At 69.9% G+C, this 15,728-nt stretch carries 16 protein-coding genes; 3 read left to right on the top strand and 13 right to left on the bottom strand.

Annotated features, from left to right (window positions below):
• Positions 1–15: 15 nt before the first annotated feature.
• From BMZ47_RS20750 to BMZ47_RS20710, 8 genes are all read right to left on the bottom strand, one after another.
• Positions 16–702, bottom strand: coding sequence for a 50S ribosomal protein L25/general stress protein Ctc (locus tag BMZ47_RS20750; protein WP_007560399.1), 687 nt, complete (start codon positions 700–702; stop codon positions 16–18).
• A 472-nt stretch (positions 703–1,174) separates the two neighbouring features.
• On the bottom strand, positions 1,175–2,068 hold the full coding sequence (locus BMZ47_RS20745; protein WP_091864034.1) for an ABC transporter permease: 894 nt from the start codon (positions 2,066–2,068) through the stop codon (positions 1,175–1,177).
• Positions 2,069–2,083: 15 nt separating this feature from the next.
• Positions 2,084–3,016 carry an ABC transporter permease gene (locus tag BMZ47_RS20740; RefSeq protein WP_091864033.1) on the bottom strand — a complete coding sequence of 311 codons (933 nt, stop codon included), beginning with the start codon at positions 3,014–3,016 and terminating at the stop codon, positions 2,084–2,086.
• A 178-nt stretch (positions 3,017–3,194) separates the two neighbouring features.
• Positions 3,195–4,457: an ABC transporter substrate-binding protein gene (locus BMZ47_RS20735; protein WP_091864032.1), complete on the bottom strand. Its 1,263-nt coding sequence runs from the start codon at positions 4,455–4,457 to the stop codon at positions 3,195–3,197.
• Positions 4,458–4,473: 16 nt separating this feature from the next.
• Positions 4,474–5,481 (bottom strand): ABC transporter ATP-binding protein, encoded by a 1,008-nt coding sequence (locus BMZ47_RS20730; protein WP_091864031.1) that lies wholly within the window; start codon positions 5,479–5,481, stop codon positions 4,474–4,476.
• Positions 5,482–5,746: 265 nt separating this feature from the next.
• Positions 5,747–7,174, bottom strand: a complete 1,428-nt coding sequence (gene hydA / locus BMZ47_RS20720) for a dihydropyrimidinase (protein ID WP_091864029.1) — start codon at positions 7,172–7,174, stop codon at positions 5,747–5,749.
• Positions 7,175–7,395: 221 nt separating this feature from the next.
• Positions 7,396–8,400 (bottom strand): GlxA family transcriptional regulator, encoded by a 1,005-nt coding sequence (locus BMZ47_RS20715; protein ID WP_091864028.1) that lies wholly within the window; start codon positions 8,398–8,400, stop codon positions 7,396–7,398.
• Positions 8,397–8,957 (bottom strand): isochorismatase family protein, encoded by a 561-nt coding sequence (locus BMZ47_RS20710; protein WP_091864027.1) that lies wholly within the window; start codon positions 8,955–8,957, stop codon positions 8,397–8,399. Before BMZ47_RS20710 ends, BMZ47_RS20715 begins: the two co-directional genes overlap by 4 nt.
• Before the next feature lie 113 nt (positions 8,958–9,070).
• Between BMZ47_RS20710 and BMZ47_RS20705 the strand changes: the two genes are divergently transcribed.
• Positions 9,071–9,781, top strand: coding sequence for an SIR2 family NAD-dependent protein deacylase (locus BMZ47_RS20705; RefSeq protein ID WP_091864026.1), 711 nt, complete (start codon positions 9,071–9,073; stop codon positions 9,779–9,781).
• A 219-nt stretch (positions 9,782–10,000) separates the two neighbouring features.
• Positions 10,001–10,225 (top strand): hypothetical protein, encoded by a 225-nt coding sequence (locus BMZ47_RS20700; protein WP_007560382.1) that lies wholly within the window; start codon positions 10,001–10,003, stop codon positions 10,223–10,225.
• A gap of 633 nt (positions 10,226–10,858) precedes the next feature.
• Here BMZ47_RS20700 and BMZ47_RS20695 read toward each other — a convergent pair.
• The 3 genes from BMZ47_RS20695 to BMZ47_RS20685 form a co-directional block, all read right to left on the bottom strand.
• The gene (locus BMZ47_RS20695) at positions 10,859–11,257 is read right to left on the bottom strand and encodes a hypothetical protein (RefSeq protein ID WP_091864065.1); all 399 of its coding nucleotides are present in this window, start codon (positions 11,255–11,257) and stop codon (positions 10,859–10,861) included.
• A gap of 75 nt (positions 11,258–11,332) precedes the next feature.
• Positions 11,333–13,672: a xanthine dehydrogenase family protein molybdopterin-binding subunit gene (locus tag BMZ47_RS20690; protein WP_091864025.1), complete on the bottom strand. Its 2,340-nt coding sequence runs from the start codon at positions 13,670–13,672 to the stop codon at positions 11,333–11,335.
• Positions 13,669–14,148 carry a (2Fe-2S)-binding protein gene (locus BMZ47_RS20685; RefSeq protein WP_007560376.1) on the bottom strand — a complete coding sequence of 160 codons (480 nt, stop codon included), beginning with the start codon at positions 14,146–14,148 and terminating at the stop codon, positions 13,669–13,671. The genes BMZ47_RS20690 and BMZ47_RS20685 overlap by 4 nt, the downstream gene beginning before the upstream one ends.
• Positions 14,149–14,395: 247 nt before the next feature.
• Between BMZ47_RS20685 and BMZ47_RS20680 the strand changes: the two genes are divergently transcribed.
• Positions 14,396–14,941 (top strand): LysR substrate-binding domain-containing protein, encoded by a 546-nt coding sequence (locus BMZ47_RS20680; RefSeq protein ID WP_091864024.1) that lies wholly within the window; start codon positions 14,396–14,398, stop codon positions 14,939–14,941.
• 130 nt (positions 14,942–15,071) lie between these two features.
• Here the strand turns inward: BMZ47_RS20680 and BMZ47_RS20675 are convergent, their stop codons facing one another.
• Entirely contained in the window at positions 15,072–15,476 is a 405-nt protein-coding gene (locus tag BMZ47_RS20675) for a type II toxin-antitoxin system VapC family toxin (RefSeq protein WP_091864023.1), read from the bottom strand.
• Positions 15,476–15,721, bottom strand: coding sequence for a type II toxin-antitoxin system VapB family antitoxin (locus tag BMZ47_RS20670; protein ID WP_091864022.1), 246 nt, complete (start codon positions 15,719–15,721; stop codon positions 15,476–15,478). Before BMZ47_RS20670 ends, BMZ47_RS20675 begins: the two co-directional genes overlap by 1 nt.
• Between the last annotated feature and the right edge of the window lie 7 nt (positions 15,722–15,728).

The raw sequence follows: 15,728 nt of genomic DNA, 5'->3' as shown, positions 1-15,728 counted from the left end.
GGATTGCGACGAGGCTCAGGCCTCCTCGCCGTCCTTCTTCTCGCCGTCCTCGGAAGCCTCTTCGGCCTTCTCCTCGGCGGACTCGGCCGACTGCGCCTCGGCGATCGCGGCCTCCTCGGCCTCGACCTCGGCACCCAGCACGGTCGGCGGGACGATGTTGGCGACCGGGTCGGTCGGCTCGCCGGTGTGGCTGCCGGCCGGGATCTTGATGTCGGCGACGTGGATCACGTCGCCGATCTCGCGGCCGGTCAGGTCGACCTCGATCGCGTCCGGGATCTGGTCCGGGGCGACCTCGAGGGTCAGGGTGTGGGCGACGATGTTGAGGGTGCCGCCGAGCTTCTTGATGCCGGGGGCCGCGGCCTCGTTGATGAAGTGCACCGGCACCTCGACGGTCACGGTCTGACCGGAGACGACGCGCAGGAAGTCGACATGCAGCGGCACGCCGCTGACCGGATCGAGCTGGAAGTCGCGCGGGATCGCCCGGACGGTCTTGCCGCCGGCCTTGATCTCGAACAGCGTGGTCTTGAAGCCGCCGGCATAGATCAGCGTGCGGGCGCGGACGAGGTCGATGGCGATGGATTGCGGCGGCTGGCCGCCTCCGTACACGACGGCGGGAACTTGACCCTGGCGACGAACGGCCCGGGCGGCCCCCTTGCCGACCCGGTCGCGTGCCACGGCCTCAAGCGTCTTGACTGCGCTCATGGCGTGATCCTTCAAAAGATGGCTGGACCCGGAAAACGAAAAAGCCGCCCGACGCGGACGGCTGTGACCTTCCCGGTGCGCCCCTGCCTCCAAGGGTGTCGGGGGGCGCGCCGTGCGCATACACGGACGGGGGCGGATTGGCAATGTTCAGGTGGGGCCACGCCGTGCCGCGACCGCTCTCAGCTCTGTTACGTCATCGAATCATTTGGCCACGCAGAGCACACCGTCATTGCGAGCGCAGCGAAGCAACCCAGGTCAGCGCGCGGTCGCAGGACGTAGCGCCACACTGGGTTGCTTCGCTGCGCTCGCAATGACGATGAGGCTTAATGCCGGCCGGCACGTATCGAGGCGGCGTGAACGAGGCTCACGAGCGAGCCCGTTACCGTCATTCCTGGGGTTCTCTGTCGATGCTTCCCGCCGATGAGGTGCGCGCCGCGCTGCGCTCCCAGGCTTCCCGTTCAGTTCAAGAACCCTACGGCCGCAGCCCCGCCAGCGCCCGCCGGGCCCGGCGCCGTTGCAGCCACACGGTCAGGCCGAGGGCGGTGCCGATCACCAGGGCGGAGAAGGCCGTCGTGGTGGTGCCGAGCGCGTAGATCTCCGGCGTCGTCACCGTGGTGGTCAGGCCCTGCAGCTCCAGCGGCAGGGTGTTGCGGCCGCCGATCGCCTGGCTGGTGCGGGCGAGCTCGTCGAAGGACAGGGTGAAGCCGAACAGGGCGACGCCGACCAGGGCCGGGGCCAGGATCGGCACCACCACGTGCCGGAGCGTCTGCGCCCCGGTGGCGCCGAGGTCGCGGGCGGCCTCCTCGTAGGCGGGGCTGAACCGGTTGAACACCGCGAACATGATCAGCAGGCCGAAGGGCAGCGTCCAGGTGAGATGCGCCCCGAGCGCCGAGCTGTAGAGGCCCATGAGGGTGCCGTGATCCTGCAGGAAGCCCCAGCCGGTGGCCTCCGCCAGCGCCTTGATCCCGTCGTCGAGGAGCCGGAATTCCAGCCCGATCCCGAGCGAGACCACGATCGAGGGCACGATCAGGCTCGACACCGCCAGGGCGAAGACCAGGCCGGCCCCCCGGAACCCCTTGCGGAAGGCGAGCCCGGCATAGAACGCGAGGGTGACGGTGAGCGCCATCACCACCAGCCCGAGCATCAGCGAGCGCCGGAGCGCCGCCCAGATATCGACGACGCCGACCCCCTCCCACAGCTTGGCGAACCAGTGGATCGAGACCCCGTTCATCGGGAAGGTCAGGCCGCCGGACGGGCCCTGGAAGCTCAGGGCCAGGATCGTCAGGGTCGGGCCGTACAGGAACAGGACGTAGAGGGCGAAAATTCCGGCGAGCCCGTAGAAGGCGAAGCCGCGCGGCCGGTCCATCCTACAGCTCCATCCTCAGAGTTCTCTGCGCAGGTCGATCATCCGGGTCAGCCCGAGGATCATCAGCAGCACGGCGGCGAGCAGCACCACGGCGTTGGCGGCCGCCGCCGGGAATTGCAGGTAGGCCATCTGCACCTGGATCACCTTGCCGACGCTGGCGATCTGCTGCCCGCCCATCATGCCGACGGTGACAAAATCGCCCATCACCAGGGTGACCACGAAGATCGACCCGATGGCGATGCCGGGCTTGGCCAGCGGCAGCACCACGTTCCACAGGGTCTGGAACCCGGACGCGCCGCAATCGCGCGCCGCCTCGATCAGCGACCGGTCGATGCGGGCCAGGCTGTTGAAGATCGGCACGATCATGAACACCGTGTCGAGATGCACGAAGGCCAGCACCACCGCGAAGTCGGAATAGAGCAGCCCCTCGATCGGCGCCTTGATCACCCCGAGGCTGCGGAGCGTGTCGTTGACCAGACCGTTGCGGCCGAGCAGCGGGATCCACGAGATCATGCGGATCACGTTCGAGGTCCAGAACGGGATCGTGCAGAGCAGGAACAGGCCCATCCGCACCGTGTCCGAGCGGATGTGGAAGGCCAGGAAGTAGGCGATGGCAAAGCCCAGCGGCAGGGTGATCGCCAGGGTCAGCGCGACGAATTTCAGGGTCGAGAGATAGGTCCGGACCGTGGTGCACAGGTCGGCGGAGAGGCAGCCGTCGAACACGTCGGCGTAGTTCTGCAGGGTCAGCGCCGGGGTGATCGCGTACTCGTTGTACTCCCAGAACGACACCACCGCGGTGAGCAGCAGCGGCACCACCAGGAAGACCAGGAACACCAGGGCGAGGGGCGCCGCCTGGAGATAGGCGAGGCTCGTCCGCGGGCGCCGGGGCGCGGCCGCGATCGGCGCGGCAACGGTTTCGGCGGTGCGGGGGAGGGCGAGGTCGTTCATCGGATCGGCCTCGACGATGCCGCGTCACCCGGCTGCCAGCGTTGGACTCCGAGGCTTGTAGCGGTCGCGACGTGCCCCCTCTCCCGCACGGGAGAGGGGACCCGCGCCGCGTCCGGAACAGCGCGAGGGCCATAGCTTCCCACACCGAGGAGGGAGGGGAAGGAAAGCACCAGCCCGCTCACGCGGCGATGAACTCGTTCCACTTGCGCACCATGTAGGTGTTCTCGTCCATCACGGCGTTCCAGCAGGCGACCGCGCCCATGCGCTGGTCGAAGGAGCCGCCGTCGCGGGTGGCGCCGACCTTCTCGATCAGGGTGCCGTCCGGGCCCAGGATGTCCTTCTCGGCGGGCTTGCCCTCCATCCAGAACGCCCATTCGTAGGGCTGCATGTTCTCCTTCGCGGTCTCCAGCACCGCGGAATAGTAGCCCTGGCGGTTGAGATAGGCCCCGGCCCAGCCGGACAGGAACCAGTTGATGAAATCGTAGGCCGCGTCGAGCTTCCGGCCGCTCAGCGTCTTCGGGATGCCGAAGCCCTGGGCCCAGGCGCGGTAGCCCTCCTTGAGCGGCTGGTAGATGCAGGGCACGCCCTGCGCCCGCACCTTGGTGACGGCGGGCGACCACATCGACTGGATCACCGTCTCGCCCGACGCCATCAGGTTCACGGATTCATTGAAGTCCTGCCAGAAGGCCCGGAACTGGCCGGCGCGCTTGGCCTCGATCAGCACCTTGATGGTGCGGTCGATCTCGGGCTTCGTCATGTTGCCCTTGTCGCCGTAGGTGTAGTCGCCCGTGGCCTCCACCACCATGGCGGCGTCCATGATGCCGATGGACGGGATGTTCAGGATCGACGCCTTGCCCTTGAACTCGGGGTTGAGCAGATCCTTCCAGCTCTCCACCGGCCGCTTGATCAGGTCGGGCCGGATGCCCAGCGTGTCGGCGTTGTAGGTGGTCGGGATCAGGGTCAGCCACTCGGTCGGCGCGGAGGCGAAGGTCTTGGCGGTCTGGCCCTCGAGGTAGAACACCTTCCGGGGCGCCGTGCCCTGGTCGCCGATCCGCTTCCCGTTCACCTCGCCTCGGGTGAACACGCCGGTGATCTTGTCGGCGAGCTTGATCCGCTTGGCGTCCAGGCCGCTGAGGTTGCCCGACGGGATGATCTTCTTGAGGCTGAAATACTCGGTGTCGACGAGGTCGAAGGAGTTCGGCTGGGTGACCACCCGCTTGGTCACCTCGTCGGTGACCACCGGAATATATTCGAGGGTGATCCCGAGATCCTCCTTCACCTTCCGGGCGATGTCGGCGGACTGGCTCACCGCGGTGCCGAGGTAGCGCAGGGTCACGGGCTCGGCCGCGTGCACGGCCGGGAAGCCGGTCACCGGCGTCGCCGCCAGGGCCGCGGCCCCCTTCAGCAGCGTGCGCCGGCTCGGCTTCGAGAACGGGTCCATGGTCGTCTCCAACTGTCTACGCGTCGAGGCGGTGGGCGGCGGCGGCGTCCCAGCCGACCGGGATCGTGTCGCCCGGACGGAGCGGGCGGGCCGCGAAGGCGGAATCGCTGAGCACGGCGGTCAGCGCGGCCGGGCTCTCGGCCAGGGTTTCGGGCGGCCGCTCCAGCCCGTCGGCATCGAGCCCGACATGGACGCTGGTGCCCTGGTACTCGACCGCGACCACCCGGGCCGCGAGCGCGCCGGGGCCGGCCGCCTCGCCCAGCCGCATCCGGTCGGCCCGGACGGCGATCATCCCGTCGGGCCGGCGGATCACGTTGTGGCCGCCGATGAACCGGGCCACGAAAGCGGTGGCCGGCCGCTCGAACACGGTGCGCGGGTCGGCGGCCTGCTCGATCCGCCCGGCATTCATCACCACCACCAGGTCGGAGAGCGCCATCGCCTCCTCCTGGCTGTGGGTGACGTGGATGAAGGTGAGCCCGAGCTCGGTCTGGATGCGCTTCAGCTCGACCCGCATCCGCACCCGCAGGAACGGGTCGAGGGCCGAGAGCGGCTCGTCCAGAAGCAGCACCTTCGGGCCGGTGACGAGCGCGCGGGCGAGCGCCACGCGCTGCTGCTGGCCGCCCGAGAGCTGCGCCGGCAGGCGCCCGGCGAGGTGGCCCATCTGCACGAGCTCCAGCATCGCCATGGCCTTGGCCCGGCGCTCGGCCTTGCCGATCCCGCGCATCCGCAGGCTGAAGGCGACGTTGTCCCGCGCGTCGAGATGCGGGAACAGGGCGTAGCTCTGGAACATCATGGCGGTGCCGCGCTCGGCGGGCGTTGCGTCGCCCACCGCCTTCGGGCCGATCACCACGTCGCCGGCGCTGGCGCACTCGTGCCCGCCGATCATCCGGAGCGTCGTGGTCTTGCCGCAGCCGGAGGGGCCGAGCAGGCAGCAATAGGCCCCGGACGGCACCTTCAGGTCGATGGCGTCGACCGCGGTCGCCGCGCCGTAGCGCTTGGTCAGGCCGATCAGCTCGACATTCATGCGAGGCTCCCCCGCCGCCCGCTCCGCGCGACACACGGTCGAGACATCATCGCGCGTGAAGGCCGCGCCATGCCCCCTCTCCCGTGCGGGAGAGGGCTGGGGTGAGGGACCAGGTCCATCCGAAGAAGTCGCATCCCTCACCCTGTCCCTCGCCCGTACGGGAGAGGGATCCGCGCCCAATCCGGCCGAGGATATGTCCGCGGCCTTGATCCAGCCTGATCGCCCACAGCCCCAGACGGCGGAGCAAGGGCCGGGCCAGGAGGCGTCATGCGCCCTGCCGCTCCGCCGGATCGACCGCCCGGTCGAGCACCCGACCGCGGCCCGGCTCGGACAGGACCTTGCCGTCCTCGGCGATCACCTGCCCGCCCGCGATGGTCATCACCGGCCAGCCGGTGACCGCGAACCCCTCCCAGGGGGTGTAGTCGGCGCCGTGGTGCAGGATCGCCTGGCGGATGGTCTCGCGCTTGTTCGGATCCCACAGGGTCAGGTCGGCGTCGAAGCCCGGGGCGATCGAGCCTTTGCGCGGATAGAGGCCGTAGAGCTTGGCGTGGTTCGTCGCGGTGAGCGCGGCGAACTGGTTCAGGCTGATCCGGCCCTTCGAGACGCCTTCGGAGAAGAACACCGGCAGCCTGGTCTCGACCCCCGGGATGCCGTTCGGGATCCAGCGAAAGGACGATTTCCCGCGCGGGTTCAGCTTGCCCTGCGGGTCGTCGTAGCGGAACGGCGAGTGGTCCGAGGAGACCACGTCGAAGATGCCCCGCCGGATGCCGGACCAGACCGCCTCCTGGCTGGCCTCGTCCCGGGGCGGCGGCGAGCAGACGTATTTCGCCCCCGCCATCGGGTCGTCGAGGCCGAGCCCCTTCATGTGCTCGGCCGTCAGGGTCAGGTATTGCGGGCAGGTCTCGGCCCGGATCTTCAGGCCGCGTCCTTGAGCCCAGGCGATCTGCTCGGTGGCCTCGCGGCCCGAGACGTGGACGATCACGATCGGCAAATCGATCAGCTCGGCATGGCTGATCGCCCGGTGCGCCGCCTCGCGCTCGACCACCTCCGGCCGGGACAGAGCGTGGCCGTAGGGCGCGGTCTCGCCGGCCCGCTCCAGCCGGTCGCTGAGATAGCGGATCGCGTCGTAGCCCTCGGCGTGAACCATCACCCGGGCGCCCTGCCGCCGGGCGACGTGGAACACATCGAGCAGCTGGCGGTCGTTCAGGACCAGGTCGTCGTAGGTCATGAACACCTTGAACGAGGTGTAGCCGTCGGCGACCAGGGCCGGCAGCTCCTGGCCGAGCACCGCCTCGCTTGGGTCCGCGATGATCATGTGGATCGCCACGTCGACGTGGCACTGGCCCTCGGCCTTGGCGCGATAGGCGTCGACCGCGCCGCGCAGCGACCCGCCCCGGGGCTGGACCGCGAACGGCATCACGCAGGTGTTGCCGCCGGCCGCCGCCGCCCGGGTCGCGCTGGCGAAATCATCGGCCATGACGATGCCGGGGCCGGGATCCTGGGCGATGTGGACATGGCTGTCGATGCCGCCGGGGAGCACCAGCAGCCCGGAGGCGTCGATCACCCGGGCGGCGTCGGCGATGCCCTCGGCCACAGCCACGATGCGCCCGCCGCGCACGCCGACATCCGCCCGCACCGTGTCGCTCGCCGTGACCACGGTGCCGCCGCGGATCGCCAGGTCGAATTCGGGCATGATGCGCTCTCCTCCGCGCCCGCGGGCGCCTGTCGGAACGGACGGATGCATCGTCCGCGCCGATTCGGACGCTGCGAGGAGGGCACAGCCATCCGGCAGGGTCCAGAGTGCGCACGTCATGGGTTCCCAAAGGGCTCAGCCCTTTGGCGGGGTTCGGGGGCGGAGCCCCGATGCATCGGGCCAAGCCCGACACCAGGGCTCTGCCCTGGACCCGCGAAAGGTCACGGACCTTTCGAAACCGAGACTCGGGTTCGGAGAGTCGAGGGGGCGGCTTCGTGGAACTCACGCCACACCCGCCGCATGTGACGGGCGGAGCCGAAGCCCGCGCGGTCGGCGACCTGCTCGAGGGCGAGGTCGGTCTGGGCGATCAGGTCCCGGGCCAGCGCGATCCGGGCGCGGTTGACTGCATCGGTCACCGTCATCCCGGCATGGACCCGGAACAGCCGGGCGAGGTTGCGCGGGCTCGCTCCGGCGAGGCGGCCGAGGATCTCGGGGGACCAGGCGCGGGCGGGTTCGGCCGCGATCGCGTCCTGGGCGCGGTGCACCACCGGATGCAGGTGGCTGCGGCCCTCCAGCCAGGGCGAGAGCTGCGGGTCGTCGGCGCCGCGGCGCATATAGACCACCAGGGTCCGGGCCGCCGCCAAAGCCGCGGCCGGGCCGGCCCATTCGGCGACGAGGTGGAGCATCAGGTCGACGCCCGCGGTCACGCCGGCGCTGCTGAACCGGTCCCGGTCCTGCACGAACAGCCGGTTCTCCAGCACCCGGGCCCGGGGCGCCAGGGCAGCGAGCCGGGCGCAGCTGGCGTGGTGGGTGGTGCAGGCATAGCCGTCGAACAGCCCGGCCCGGGCTGCCAGCAGGGTGCCCTCGCAGACCGTGACCAGGGTGTGGCCCGGCCGGACCGCGCCGCGCAGCCAGTCGACGATCAGCGCTTGGGCGGCCTCATCGTCCGGATCGGCCGCGCCGCCGAGCACCCGGGACGCCGCGCCCGGCACGAGCACCACGGTGCCCGGCGGGATCGAATCCGGCAGCGGCTCGGTCCCGCTGAGATCCAGCCCGATTGAGCAGCGGGTGCGCGGGGCCGGCGCCACGTAGCGCACCGAGAACGCGACCCGCTCCTGGGCCGCCCCGGCGATGCGCAGGACCTCCATAGGCCCCGCGAGGTCGAGCAGCAGGGTGCGCGGCGGCAGGACCACCAGGACCGGGATACGCCGCGCCGCCGCGCTCATGCGGCGACCGGCAGGTCCCGGCCGGCGAGCGCCTGTTCCACCGTGGCGATGCGGGCGAAGCGGTCCACCAGCACCAGCTCGGTGCGGGCCTTGATGTCGTCTGCCGCGAACCGACGGCCGTCCGGGTGGATCATCGCGAAGGTCAGCGTCGCCTCGGTGACGTAATCCACCTGCCAGCCGCTGTCGGAGGCGTGGCGGGTGGTGGTCTCGCAGCATTGCTCGGTGCGGATCCCCGACACGATCAGCCGGCGGATCCCGTGCTCTGTCAGCCAGCCCGCCAGCCCGGTATCGACCAGCGCGCTGTGCCGGCGCTTGTGGAAGATGGCGTCCGGCGCGATCACGATGGGCTCCAGGGTGCGGACGTGGCCGGACTCCACCGAGAACGGACCCGTCTCCGCGACGTGGAACACCTGCAGCACCGGAATCTTGCGCGCGACCGCGCCGTCGATGAGCGCCTGCAAGCGTTCGGTGAAGCGCGGCACATCCGCCTCGCTCCAGAACGGCCGGTGACGGAAGGACTCCTGGACATCGATGACCAGCAACGCAACATCGGACATTTCGTGTCTCCCGCTTGGTGAAGCGAGCGGCAGGATCGCGCTCTGACGAAACGCGCGAAAGAAACCGTACAGCCAACCAGCGGACATATCCGGCCATACACGGAGGATACAGCATGGGCGATCCGAACAACATCTTCGTGCTGACCGGGGCGGGCGTGTCGGCCGAGAGCGGGCTCGGTACCTTCCGCGACCGCGGCGGCATCTGGGCGCGGTTCGACCCGATGAAGCTCGCCACCCCGGAGGCCTATGCCGCCGATCCCGACACGGTGCTCGACTTCTACGACCATCGCCGCCGCGGCGTGATCGCGGCCGAGCCCAACGCGGCGCATGTCGCCCTGGCCCAGGCCGAGGCGCGGCTGGCCGCGCGGGGCGGGCGGCTGTTCCTGTGCACGCAGAACGTCGACGACCTGCACGAGCGGGCGGGATCGCGCGCGGTCGTCCACATGCATGGCGAGCTGCTCAAAGCCCGCTGCACCGCCTGCGGGACGGTCACGCCCTGGCGCGACGACCTCGACCGGGCCTCGATTTGCCCGGCCTGCGGGGGCGTCGGCCGGATGCGGCCGGACGTGGTCTGGTTCGGGGAGATGCCGATGCATCTCGACGCGATCGAGGATGCGCTTGCCGCCGCCGACCTGTTCGTGGCCGTGGGGACCTCGGGCGCGGTCTACCCGGCGGCGGGCTACGTGCGGGAGGCTCGGGCCCGCAACATTCCCACCTGCGAAATCAACCTGGAGCCCTCGGACAACGCCGACGCGTTCGACGATGCCCGCTACGGGCCGGCCAGCACGGCGCTGCCGCGCTTTCTCGCCGATCTCGGGCTGTGACCCGCCGGATCGCTGCAAACCGTTGAGAGGGTAAACGATTTCGATTCGGGAGCCCGTCCCTCGCGACAGGACCAGAGTCTTAAATGATGCGAATCACATCCGCGCGAGCTGTCAAGAACTGGTCGGACAGTTGCCCACCGGTTACAACGGTCAAGCTTGGGTTCGGCGTCGCGGCCCGCCCAGGCGTTCGTTGAAGCCACAAGGGGAAGACAAAGACCCATGCAGCACTTCACCGTAACCGACCGCGAGCGCGACACCGTCCTGGCGGCCCTGCGCTATTATCAGTTCTACCGGATGCAGGGTCATCCGTTCGACCCCCGCCAGGACCACCTGATCGACACCATCGCGTCCCGGGCCGGGGACGCCCTGGATCTCGCCGAGATCGACGACCTCTGCGCCGGCCTGAACGGCAACCCCCACGCGCTCGCCGCCGCGGCCGCCTGAGGTCGCCGCGCGGGGCGGGCTTCGCGCCGCCCCGGATCGTCCCGGCCGCCTAGCCGCCGGGGCCGGGGATCGTGACCTCCGAGATGAGCGATGCCGCCGCCGGAGCGATCCCCGACCGCGTTTCACCGATCGGGACGCGGCGCCGATCCCCGCGGACCTCGGGGATCCACCCGGTTCCGAACGAGGCACGGGTCTCGTCTCCCGGATGGGCTGCGATGTTCATACATCGCTGGCGGATACAGGCCGAGGCTAGCCCCAAGCGCGCCTCCCTCCCCCCTCTGCGGGGGAGGGTGGGCCTCGCGTGAGCGAGGGTCGGGAGAGGGGAACCCGGGTTCAGGACAGGGCGCGACCGGCATGACGGGCATAGCCCTGTCCTGCACCGTCGCTCCCCTCTCCCGACCCCCTTCGGGGGCCTCCCTCCCCCGCAGAGGAGGGAGGGAAGGTGCGTGTCGGCCTCGGAGAGACATCTCCTGCGGCCTAGAACCGTCCGGACCGCGTTCTGTGAATCCGCTAGCCCGCACGACAGAGGGGGCATGGCGCCGTCCCTAGGTAGATCTGCAAGCACCGCAGCCAGCCCGCCTCCCGGGCAGCCACGGCATCATCGCACCGGTGCTACGCCGAACCGGCAGCGCCTCAGGGCGCCTTCTTCAGCTGGCTCTCGGCGCGGGCCACGCCGGCCTCGCAGCCCTGCGCGTCGCCCTTGGAATCGGCGGTCCGTGCCTCATCCAGGGCGACCTTGGCCTGCTGTGCGGCATCCGCGCCTTCGCCGGCCTGGGCCGACTTCTCGGGCGGCGCCTGGGGGGATTCGTTGGCGCGCTCGCCCTCGGTGCCGGTCATGCCCTCGCCGCCGCGCTTGGCGGCGTTGCCCTGGCCGCTGGTGGAGGCCGAGATCGAGGCGGTCGCCTCCGACGTCACCCGCTTGGACAGGGCGTCGATCTTGTCCGAGCACGGGGAGGCGAGGACCGGGGCCGCCATCAGGACCAGGGCCAGGGGCACCGTGACGGAAACCGTGAAGGCGGCGGGACGCATCATCGTGTCGAACTCTCTCATGTCGGGGGGCCGGGGATCAGGTCCCCGGTCCCCCAACGCATCGCGAGGGAGTGCGGTTCAGGCGCTCAGCTGGTCGCGGATCGGCAATTGCCGCACGCGCCGACCGGTGGCGGCGAAGACCGCGTTGGCGATGGCCGGCGCCACCGGCGGCACGCCGGGTTCGCCGACGCCGCCGAGCGGGCCGTCATAGGAGCCGGTCGGCACCAGGTGCACGCGGACAACCTTCGGGGCGGCGTCGATCCGGATGATCTCGTAGCCGTCGAAGTTGTTCTGCTGGGCCCGGCCCTGCTTGAACGTGATCTCGGAGGTGAGGGCGAGCCCCATCCCCATGACCACGGCGCCTTCCATCTGCGAGCGGATGCGCTCCGGGTTCACCTGCGGCCCGCAATCGACCGCGATGTCGATGGCGTGGACCTTCACCTGGCCCTTGTCGTCGACCTCCACCTCAGCCGCCACCGACGTATAGGTGACGAAGCTGTAATGGCCGGCGATGCCGAGGCCGCGGCCCTTCGGCATCTGCCGTCCCCAGCCGGCGCCCTTGGCGGCGGCTTCGATCACGCCGCGCAGGCGGCCGGTATCGATCGGGTAGAGCTTCGGATCCTCGCCGTGGTTCCAGACGTCGCCGATGGAGGTCGGGTCGATTGTCCGGGCCGGGCCGATCAGGTCCAGCAGGTACTCCTTCGGGTCGCGGCCGGCGGCATGCGCCAGCTCCGACACGAAGGACTGGATCGCGAAGGCGTGGGGGATGTTCGAGACCGAGCGGAACCAGCCGATCCGGACATGGGCGGCGGCCTCCGGGTTCTCCATCCGGGCGTTGGGCAGGTTGAACGGCGTGTTCACCAGACCCATCCCGAGCTCGAACGGCAGCTCGTGCTTCGGATCGGGCGCGAAGATCGAGCCGATCGTCGGCGCCACCGAGCGGTGCAGCCAGGCCACCGGCATGCCCTTCTCGTCGAGGCCGGCCTCCAGGCGCTCCACCGAGATCGTGTGGTAGTAGCCGTGGTGGATGTCGTCCTCGCGGGTCCAGGCGAGCTTGACCGGCGCGCCGTCCACCGCCTGCGAGCACAGGGCGGCCTCGACCACGTAATCCGGCTTGGACTTGCGCCCGAAGCCGCCGCCGAGCAGCGTGACGTTCACCTTGACCTTGTCGTCGGGCAGCTTGAGCGCCTTCATCAGGCGATCGTTGGCCGCCTGCGGACCCTGCGTGCAGGCCCAGGCCTCGCAGAACCCGTCCTTGACCCGGGCCACGGCGGCCGGGGGCTCCATCGGGGCCTGGACGAGGTGGGGCACGAAGTACTCGGCCTCGACCTTGGTCTTGGCCTTGGCCATCGCGCCGTCGACGTCGCCCTGGTTGCGCACGACCTTGCCGGGCTTGCGCGCGGCGGCCTCGAGCTCCTTGCGGAACACGTCGGTGTCGTAGCCGGCGTTCGGGCCGTCATCCCAGGTGATCTTGAGCGCGTCGCGCGCCTTCAGGGCCGCCCAGGTGTTCTTGGCGACCACCGCGACGCCGCCGAGCGGCATGAACTCGCTCGGGATCTCGCCGCCATCGATCTTGAAGATCTTGACGACGCCCGGGACCTTCTTGGCCTCGGTGTCGTCGAAGGACTTGACCTTGCCGCCATAGACCGCCGGACGGGCGACCACCGCGTACAGCATCCCGTCGAGCTTGGTGTCGAGCCCGTAGACGGCCCGGCCCGTGGTGATGTCGAGATTGTCGATCAGCCCGATCTTGCCGGTGCCGATGTACCGGAAATCCTTCGAGTTCTTCAGCGTGACGTTGGTCGGAACCGGCAGCTCGGAGGCCGCCTGCGCCACGGCGCCGTAGCCGAGGCTGCGCTTGGACTTGGCATGCGTGAGCGTGTGGTTGGCCGCCGTCACCTCGGAGGCCGGCACGCCCCATTGCTTGGCCGCGGCCTCGATCAGCATCAGCCGCGCGGCGGCGCCGGCATGGCGGAAATGCTGGAAGAAGTGGCGCAGCGAGCGCGAGCCGTCGGTGTCCTGGTTGCCGAAGCGCTGCTCGTCGCCCCAGGCCTGGACCACCTTCACCTTCGGCCAGTCGGCCTCCAGCTCGTCGGCGACGGTGAGCGCCACGGAGGTGCGCACGCCCTGGCCCATGTCGGAGCGGTGGTTGGTCACCGTGACGGTGCCGTCCGGGGCGATCGACACGAAGATCTTCGGGTCGTCGCGCCAGCCATGCGGCATGCCGTCGGCGCCGAACTTCTGGGCCTTCTGCTCGGCGGTCTGGCCCTCGTCGGCCCGGGCGTCGCGCAGGGACAGGGCGAGCACCAGGGCACCGGCGCCGCCGAGGATGCCGCGGCGGCTGACATTGGCGAGCACCGGCTTGGCGGTCGGCTTGGCGTTGGCCAGTTCGGCCATCATCTGGGCGTCGTGAATCACAGGCGCTCTCCCTTGCCGGCGGGCGCCGTCTGGCCGGCGGCCTGATGGATCGCCGCGCGGATCCGCGGATAGGTGCCGCAGCGGCAGATGTTGCCGCTCATCGTGTCGTCGATGTCCTGGTCGGACGGCTTCGGCGTGTCCTTGAGCAGCGCGGCGGCCTGCATGATCTGGCCGCACTGGCAGTAGCCGCACTGGGCGACGTTGAGGTCGCGCCAGGCCACCTGCACGGGGTGGTTGCCGTCCGGCGACAGGCCCTCGATGGTCACGACCTCCTGGTCCGCGGCCGCCGAGATCGGCGTGATGCAGGCCCGGGTCGCCGCGCCGCCGAGATGGATCGTGCAGGCGCCGCACAGCGACACGCCGCAGCCGAACTTGGTGCCGGTGAGGCCCAGCTCGTCGCGCAGGTACCACAGCAGCGGCATGTCGGGATCGCCGTCGAAGCTGCGCGCAGCCCCGTTCACGGTGAGTTTGATCATCGAAATATCCTGTCTGGCGACGCCGGGACGGCGTTCAGTCGGGTCCGAGCCGAGCCAGAGGCGCCGACCGGTCGTCCGGTCCACGCATCCGCCTGTGCGGGCTAACCCGACGAACGGGCCTCTGGGTTCAGAATAGGAAGAATTCTAATCCACCCCGGGAGTCTTGTGCAACGCAAGGTGGATGCGGCACGCCGCCGGAGGCCCGCGCCAGGGACATGCCGCGTGCGGCGGCGCACATGCGGACGCGGTGGGAGGATGGCCGGAGATCGAGCTCGATCTCGATTTCACCGACCGGCTGGTCGACGTGATCGACGAAGGGTTCGACGCGGTGATCCGCACCGGCGAGGCGCGGGATTCCCGGCTGATGACCCGGGTGCTCGGCAGCTATGAACTCAAGCTGGTCGGCGCCCCGGCCTATTTCGCCGCCCACGGAATCCCGGAATCGCCCGGGGACCTCGCCGGGCATTGCTGCCTGCGCCATCGCTTCCCGACCACGGGCCGGCTGGAGGATTGGCTGCCGGATCCGGGCGATCCGATCGAGCTGCGCACCGCGGCGACGTCCAACACCATCGAGCCGCTGGTCTGCCTGGCCGAGCGCAGCCACGGCATCGCCTGCCTGCCGGATTTCGCGGTCCGTGCGCAGATCGAGGCCGGGACGCTGATGAGCGTGCTGGACGGTGCGGTGCATCGCTGCGGCACCTTCCGCATCCTCTGGCCGTCGAGCCGCCAGCTCGCGCCGAAGATCCGCGTCTTCGTGGATTTCATGGCGGAGAACCTGTTCGCGCCGCCGTGACGATCAGGGTTTCAAAAGGTCGGTGCGCTTTTGCGGGTGTAGAGTCCTGCCCATCACTCGGGGGCGCCGCCCCCGAACCCCGCCAAAGGGCTGAGCCCTTTGGAAACCCGGCACCGCCATTGGCGGAGCGTTACGGGACGGTCTCCAGATCCGTCCTGCGGAACTCGTCGGCCGTGGCGAGGATCGGCACGTTGAAGAACCGCGCCGCGGCGTAGTGGAGACAGTCGCCGAGATTGAGACCGTGACGACCTGCCCGGTATCGATGCGCCGCCGACAGGGCGAGGGCCGTCGTCGCGTTGGCGGGGGGAAGATCGCAGATTTCGATGCCTCGGGCTTCGAGGAATTCGAGGACGATCGGCCCGACGGCTTTGACCGTCATGTCGAACTTGTCGGGCCGCGCGAGGGCCAGCACCGTTTCCAGGATCGCGACGGGCGAGGTCCTGCAGCGGTTGGCCGAGGCGAGCGCGGCAGAGATCCGGCCGGCTTCCGGCTCATCCGCGAGCAGGGCGACGAGCGCGGAGGCATCCACGAACATCAGCGGCTTTCCCACATCGCGTCGTAGACATCCCGCGGAAGGGGCGTCCGGGCGGCCTCGCCGAGGGTGATTCCATGCTTCTCGCGCAACCGTGCGGCGGTCGCTTGCGGCGTCTCCCCCTGGTGCCTGCGCGCGATCGCCTCCCGCATGGCGATGACGATCGCTTCGGTGATGCCGACTCCCGCCAGGGCAGCGAACTGGCGCGTCAGCGCATCGGCTTCGGGATTGTTGACGTTGATCGGCATGCCGGTT

The sequence above is a fragment of the Methylobacterium brachiatum genome, assembly GCF_900113845.1.
Taxonomy (GTDB): Bacteria; Pseudomonadota; Alphaproteobacteria; order Rhizobiales; family Beijerinckiaceae; genus Methylobacterium; species Methylobacterium brachiatum.
Note: the sequence above shows the minus strand (reverse complement) of the source record. Positions and strands in the feature narration are given on the sequence as shown.

Excerpts from the sequence above, each read along its gene's own strand:
- BMZ47_RS20700 (WP_007560382.1), top strand. The coding sequence starts at position 10,001 with ATGCAGCACTTCACCGTAACCGACCGCGAGCGCGACACCGTCCTGGCG.
- BMZ47_RS20730 (WP_091864031.1), bottom strand. The coding sequence starts at position 5,481 with ATGAATGTCGAGCTGATCGGCCTGACCAAGCGCTACGGCGCGGCGACC.
- BMZ47_RS20705 (WP_091864026.1), top strand. The coding sequence starts at position 9,071 with ATGGGCGATCCGAACAACATCTTCGTGCTGACCGGGGCGGGCGTGTCG.
- BMZ47_RS20670 (WP_091864022.1), bottom strand. The coding sequence starts at position 15,721 with ATGCCGATCAACGTCAACAATCCCGAAGCCGATGCGCTGACGCGCCAG.
- BMZ47_RS20710 (WP_091864027.1), bottom strand. The coding sequence starts at position 8,957 with ATGTCCGATGTTGCGTTGCTGGTCATCGATGTCCAGGAGTCCTTCCGT.
- BMZ47_RS20685 (WP_007560376.1), bottom strand. The coding sequence starts at position 14,148 with ATGATCAAACTCACCGTGAACGGGGCTGCGCGCAGCTTCGACGGCGAT.
- BMZ47_RS20715 (WP_091864028.1), bottom strand. The coding sequence starts at position 8,400 with ATGAGCGCGGCGGCGCGGCGTATCCCGGTCCTGGTGGTCCTGCCGCCG.
- BMZ47_RS20675 (WP_091864023.1), bottom strand. The coding sequence starts at position 15,476 with ATGTTCGTGGATGCCTCCGCGCTCGTCGCCCTGCTCGCGGATGAGCCG.
- BMZ47_RS20745 (WP_091864034.1), bottom strand. The coding sequence starts at position 2,068 with ATGGACCGGCCGCGCGGCTTCGCCTTCTACGGGCTCGCCGGAATTTTC.
- BMZ47_RS20740 (WP_091864033.1), bottom strand. The coding sequence starts at position 3,016 with ATGAACGACCTCGCCCTCCCCCGCACCGCCGAAACCGTTGCCGCGCCG.
- hydA (WP_091864029.1), bottom strand. The coding sequence starts at position 7,174 with ATGCCCGAATTCGACCTGGCGATCCGCGGCGGCACCGTGGTCACGGCG.
- BMZ47_RS20735 (WP_091864032.1), bottom strand. The coding sequence starts at position 4,457 with ATGGACCCGTTCTCGAAGCCGAGCCGGCGCACGCTGCTGAAGGGGGCC.
- BMZ47_RS20695 (WP_091864065.1), bottom strand. The coding sequence starts at position 11,257 with ATGATGCGTCCCGCCGCCTTCACGGTTTCCGTCACGGTGCCCCTGGCC.
- BMZ47_RS20750 (WP_007560399.1), bottom strand. The coding sequence starts at position 702 with ATGAGCGCAGTCAAGACGCTTGAGGCCGTGGCACGCGACCGGGTCGGC.